General features: G+C 74.1%; 5 protein-coding genes. All 5 read left to right on the plus strand.

Annotated features, from left to right (window positions below; translation table 11 throughout):
- Positions 1-193 precede the first annotated feature (193 nt).
- Positions 194-898, plus strand: coding sequence for a tryptophan 2,3-dioxygenase family protein (locus E1258_RS29790; protein ID WP_132406967.1), 705 nt, complete (start codon positions 194-196; stop codon positions 896-898).
- 71 nt (positions 899-969) lie between these two features.
- Positions 970-2,265: a tryptophan 2,3-dioxygenase family protein gene (locus E1258_RS29795; protein ID WP_165949934.1), complete on the plus strand. Its 1,296-nt coding sequence runs from the start codon at positions 970-972 to the stop codon at positions 2,263-2,265.
- A complete protein-coding gene (locus E1258_RS29800; RefSeq protein ID WP_243715776.1) occupies positions 2,262-3,440 on the plus strand; it encodes an aminotransferase class V-fold PLP-dependent enzyme in 1,179 nt (392 codons plus the stop codon). The genes E1258_RS29795 and E1258_RS29800 overlap by 4 nt, the downstream gene beginning before the upstream one ends.
- Complete coding sequence (locus tag E1258_RS29805; RefSeq protein ID WP_132406969.1) at positions 3,437-4,468, plus strand: methyltransferase; 1,032 nt, start codon at positions 3,437-3,439, stop codon at positions 4,466-4,468. The genes E1258_RS29800 and E1258_RS29805 overlap by 4 nt, the downstream gene beginning before the upstream one ends.
- Before the next feature lie 143 nt (positions 4,469-4,611).
- On the plus strand, positions 4,612-4,984 hold a 373-nt coding region (locus E1258_RS29810), incomplete at its 3' end, for a zf-HC2 domain-containing protein (protein ID WP_243715777.1).

The following is a 4,984-nucleotide window of genomic DNA, read 5'->3' on the forward strand; positions in this document are numbered from 1 at the left end:
CTATTGCGCACCGCACCGACCAGTCACCTTTCCTTCGAATAAAACGGCCGAGAAGGTTCTAATTGCCCCTGCCGGCGAGCGGCCGGATACGGGTGCGTGACATATTGCCGTGCGTCGTTGGATAATGTCCGCCGCGATGAGCCGTCGCGGGTCGCTTTCAGTGCCCCGACGCCCAACCGAAGGGGACAATTCCGTGAAGCGGGACCACTCACCCGTGCTGCCGGGAGACGGCGACACCGACTACGCGCGTTACATGCGCACGGAAGCGCTGCTCGACCTGCAACGACGCCCGGAGCAGATGATCCACCGCGACGAACTGCTCTTCCAGGTGGTCCACCAGTCCACCGAGCTGTGGCTCAAGCTCGCGGCGGCCGACCTGACGGAGGCCACCGACCGCATCGACGCCGGCGAGCCCGCCGCGGCGGAGCTGCTGCTGACCCGGGCGGCGCTCGGCGTACGGCTGATCACCGATCAGCTTGAGATGTTCCGCCACCTCTCCCCCGCCGACTTCCAGGCGATGCAGCCGGCGCTGGGCAACGGTTCCGGCGCCGAATCGCCTGGCTGGCGGCAGGTGCAGGCCGCCAGCCGGCGGCTCGGCCGGGCCTTCACCGACCTTCTCGCCGCGCACGGCGTCGACGTGTCCGCGCTGCCGGCCGCTGACGCGACCGATCCGCTGCACCGGCTGGCCGAGGCCATGCTCGAGTGGGACGAGCGGGTCGCGTCCTGGCGGGTGCGGCACTACCAGGTGGCCCTGCGCGTCGGTGGCCACGGCCCGGCCGGCACCCCGGGCAGCCCGGCGACGATGCTCGCCCGGCTGATCGACCACCGGTTCTTCCCCGAACTGTGGCAGGTCCGGATGGGCACGGCGGGCGGCCCTCCGCCTGCGGGCCGGCCCTGACCGTCCGCCGCCGGAACCGTCGAATCCTCACCGTCCGTGTTTAACACAAACGTAATGTCGAGGTGCGGTTAGTGCGCGAGGTGACGAGTTGGCGGTCCGGCGTATCCGATCCCGCCGACTTTCCCTACTCCGCCGTGCTGGCGGAGTTTCAACAGGTCGGTAAACACTTTGTCAACAAGGAGCTGCTCGCACTTCTCGACGAGATCCGGTCGCACGTCGCCGCGCCGACCGGGCGCGCCGCCACCCCCGGGGGCGCAGACCCGGCCCGGCTACTGCGCGACTTCCTCGATGTCGCGCTGGACAAGTGGGACGGCCACTACGACTACCGCAGCTACCTGGCGCTGCGGCTGCTCCGGCTGCCCTGCGCGGCCGACGACCCGGTCACCGACCCGACGGCCGACCCGGCGGGCGCGCGCCGGGACTACGACCGACTCTTCCTGCGGCTGGTCGCCGACGCCCTGGCGTTCGAGCTGGCCGCCGGGTCCGGGGCCACCGACCTGCTGCCCGAGCAGCGACCGGGCCCGGAAACGGTCGCGAAGCGCTACCGGCTCGGCGTCCGGGCCGCGGCCCCCGCGCTGTCCCGGCTGGCCCCGGCCCGGGCGGTCGACGACCGGGAGCCGGCCGCCGCGGCGGCGGCCCTGCACACCCTGACCACCGCCGACCTCGCCGGCGACGAGGAGCGGGAGCTGCGGCTGAGCATGCTGCCGGTGTACGTGACGCACGACGAGTACCTGTTCATCCGGGTGCTCCAGGCGTACGAGTGCGTCTTCGCCGGGCTCGCCGACGAGCTGCGCGGCACCGTCGCCGCCCTGTCCGCCGGGCACGCGTCGACGGCGGCCGGCCGGCTGGCGTACGCCCGCGAGCAGCTCACCGCCGCCGGCCCGCTGTTCTCGCTGCTGGCCACCATGCAGCCGGAGTCCTTCCGGACCTTCCGGGAGTACACCGAGGGGGCCAGCGCCATCCAGTCCCGCTCGTACAAGCTGATGGAGTCGCTGTGCCGTAGCCCCGACGGGGCCCGGCTGGACTCGGCGGCCTACCGGTCGGTGCCGGAGGTGCGCGACCGGCTGCTCGCCGGGCAGCCGTCGGTCGACGCCGCGTACCGGGCGGCGGTACGCGCCGACCGGCTGGCCGGTGCCGACCGCGCCCGGGTGGAGCAGGAGATGCGCGAGTTCGCCGCCGCCGTGCTCCAGTGGCGGCGCACCCACCACCGGCTGGCCACCCGGATGCTCGGCTCCCGCCCCGGCACCGGCTACACGCAGGGGACGCCCTACCTGGCCGCCGTCCGCTCCATCCCGGTCTTCACCGCCGTCGGTCCCGATTCGAGCCCGACGGCCCCGCCGACGAACACTGGAGGCTGTCCCGAGTGAGCGCACCCGACCGGGCCCCGGCGGACTGCGAGGCGCAGTGCCTCGACCCCGCCGCGCACGCCGCCCTGCGCGCCGAGTTCCCGCTGCTGCGAACCTGCGTCTACCTGAACAACAACTCCACCGGCGCGGTCCCCGAAGGCGCGCAACGGGTGCTGACCGACTACTGGGAGACCCTGCGCGGCTGGCGCGACGACGTGTGGCAGGACTGGCACGTCGGCCTCGACCGGTACGCCGGCTCGGTGGCCGCGTTCATCGGCGCGGCACCGGGCAGCGTGGTCACCGACGCGAACCTGAGCACCCTGCTGGCCCGCGTCGCCTCCTGCTTCGACTACCGCCCGCCGCGCGACCGGATCGTCACCACCGACCTGGAGTTCCCCACGGTGCCGTTCGTCTGGAACGCGTTCGGCCGCTACGGTGCCCGCACCGACGTGGTCGCCACCGGCGGCCCGCGGTTCGACCAGGACGCCATCGAGGCGCGCGTCGACGAGCGGACGCTGCTGGTGTGCGTGCCGCACGCCAGCTTCGCCTCCGGCGACACGCTCGACCTGCCCCGGCTGGTCGCGCGGGCCCACGACGCCGGCGCACTGGTGATCGTCGACGCCTTCCAGACCGTCGGGGTGCTGCCGCTGGACGTGACCGCGCTGGGCGTGGACATCGTCCTCGGCGGCGCGCACAAGTGGCTGTGCGGCGTCGGCACCGCCTTTCTCTACGTCCGGCCGGACCTGACGCCCGCGCTGGAGCCGGCGGCGACCGGCTGGCAGGCCGGGGACGCGGCACTGACCTTCCGGCCGTCGACCGGCTGGGCGACCGGCGCGCGACGGTTCGCCGGCGGTACGCCGTTCCCGCTCACCTCACTGGTCTCCCAGGTGGGCCTGGACCTGCTGGCCGGCGTCGGCGTGCCCGCGATCCGGCGGCACTCCCTGGCCTGCACCCAACGGATCGTCGACCGGGCCGCCGAGGCCGGCATAGCGGTGGTCAGCCCGACCGAGCCGCACCGGCGCGGCGGCGTGGTCTGCCTCGACGTGCCCGACGGGGAGGCGGTCAAGCGGCGGCTCGCCGCGCGGAACGTCATCTGTAGCTGGCGGGGCTGGCTCCGGGTCGGCCCGCACGTCTACAACACCCCGGAGGAGGTCGACGTGTTCATGGACGCGCTGGAAGAGGAGCTGGGCCGATGAGCGTCACCCTGTCACCGCGGGCACTGATGAGCCTGCTCGCCAACGGCTCGAAGGCGATGGACGTGCTGGAGACCGCCCTCACCCTGGGCGTGCTCGACGCGCTGGAGCCGGGGCCGGCGCGCCTCGGCGACCTCGCCGTGCGGCTCGGGGCCCGGCCGCTGCGGCTGTACAAGTTCCTGGACTGCCTGGAGAGCCTGGGCTTCGTCACCCGCGAGGAGCCCGACGACGACATCACCGCCGCCCGCTACCGGGCCGTGCCGGGGCTGCGCGACGCCGTGGCGGCGGTCGTGGGGCCGGGGGCCGTCGAGCGCGACCGGGACCGCTACCCGTGGCGCGTGCTGCACGGCCGGCTGGCCGAGAGCCTGCGCGGCGAGGTCAGCATGACCGACGAGGACTTCGCGTGGCCGCCGCGCACCGACGAGCAGACCGCCGCGTTCGAACGGAGCATGGCCGTCGGGCTCGGCCCGGTGCTGGAGACGCTGCACCGGCACGCCGAGCGGCTGTGGACGGACCGGCGCCGGCTGCTCGACGTCGGCGGCGGCGACGGCACCCTCGCCGCGCGCGTGCTCGACGACGCCCCCGGGTTGCGGGCCGACGTGTTCAACCTGCCGGCGGTGGCGCCCCTGGTGGCGGAAACCCGGCAGCGCTGCGGCCACCAGGGGCGGCTGGGGTTCGTCGGCGGGGACTTCTTCGCCGAGCCGCTGCCGGCCGGCTACGACGCGCTGGCCTTCGTCCGGGTGCTGCACGACTGGCCCAACGACGTCGCCCGCCGGCTGGTCGAGGCGGCGTACCGGGCCCTCGAACCGGGCGGGCTGCTGCTCATCGGCGAGGAGTTCCGCACCCCGGACCGGCTGGCGATGCAGTTCTTCTGGAGCTACTTCCTGATCGGCGTCGACAGCTGCGTCAGCCGGCTGCGGGAGGTCGAGTTCTACACGGGCCTGCTCAAGGAGGTCGGCTTCGAGCGGGTGGCGGTGCTGCCCGGCGGCTGGGAGCTGGTCACCGCGTACAAGCCGGAGACGGCGGGCTGACCGGGCGGGCGGGGCGCGGACGGGGCCGCCCGGCCCGGTGCCCGTCAGATCCGGCGGGCCAGCACGGCGCCGTTGGCGTGATCGCCCCGGGCCAGAAGGGTCGCGCGGCGTGACTCGCCGGATCGCGCGGGAACCATGCCGCCGTGCCGAGCGACTACCGGTACATGCGGTGTGAGCAGTGGCGGGAGATGCTGTCGGCCCAGCTGGACGGGGAGGAGACCCCGGCCGAGCGGGTCAAGGTCGAAAGACATCTGGTCACGTGCGCTGGCTGCCGGGCCTGGTTCGAGACGGCTGCGGCGGTGACCCGCCGGGCGCGTACCCGGGTGGTGTCGGCGGTGCCCGACCTGGCCGACGCGGTTCTCGCCGCCGTTCCCGCCGGGTCACCGCCGGGCCGGTGGTGGTCCACGGGCCGGTGGTGGTCCACGGGCCGGTGGTGGTCCACGGGCCGGTGGTGGTCCACGGGCCGGTGGCGGGAGCGGCTCATCGCCGGGCTGCGGGCCACGCTGGGGCTGGTGG

This window comes from Micromonospora sp. KC207, assembly GCF_004348615.1.
Taxonomy (GTDB): domain Bacteria; phylum Actinomycetota; class Actinomycetes; order Mycobacteriales; family Micromonosporaceae; genus Micromonospora.

Coding starts and splice junctions, on each gene's coding strand:
- E1258_RS29805 (WP_132406969.1), top strand. CDS start 3,437: ATGAGCGTCACCCTGTCACCGCGGGCACTGATGAGCCTGCTCGCCAAC.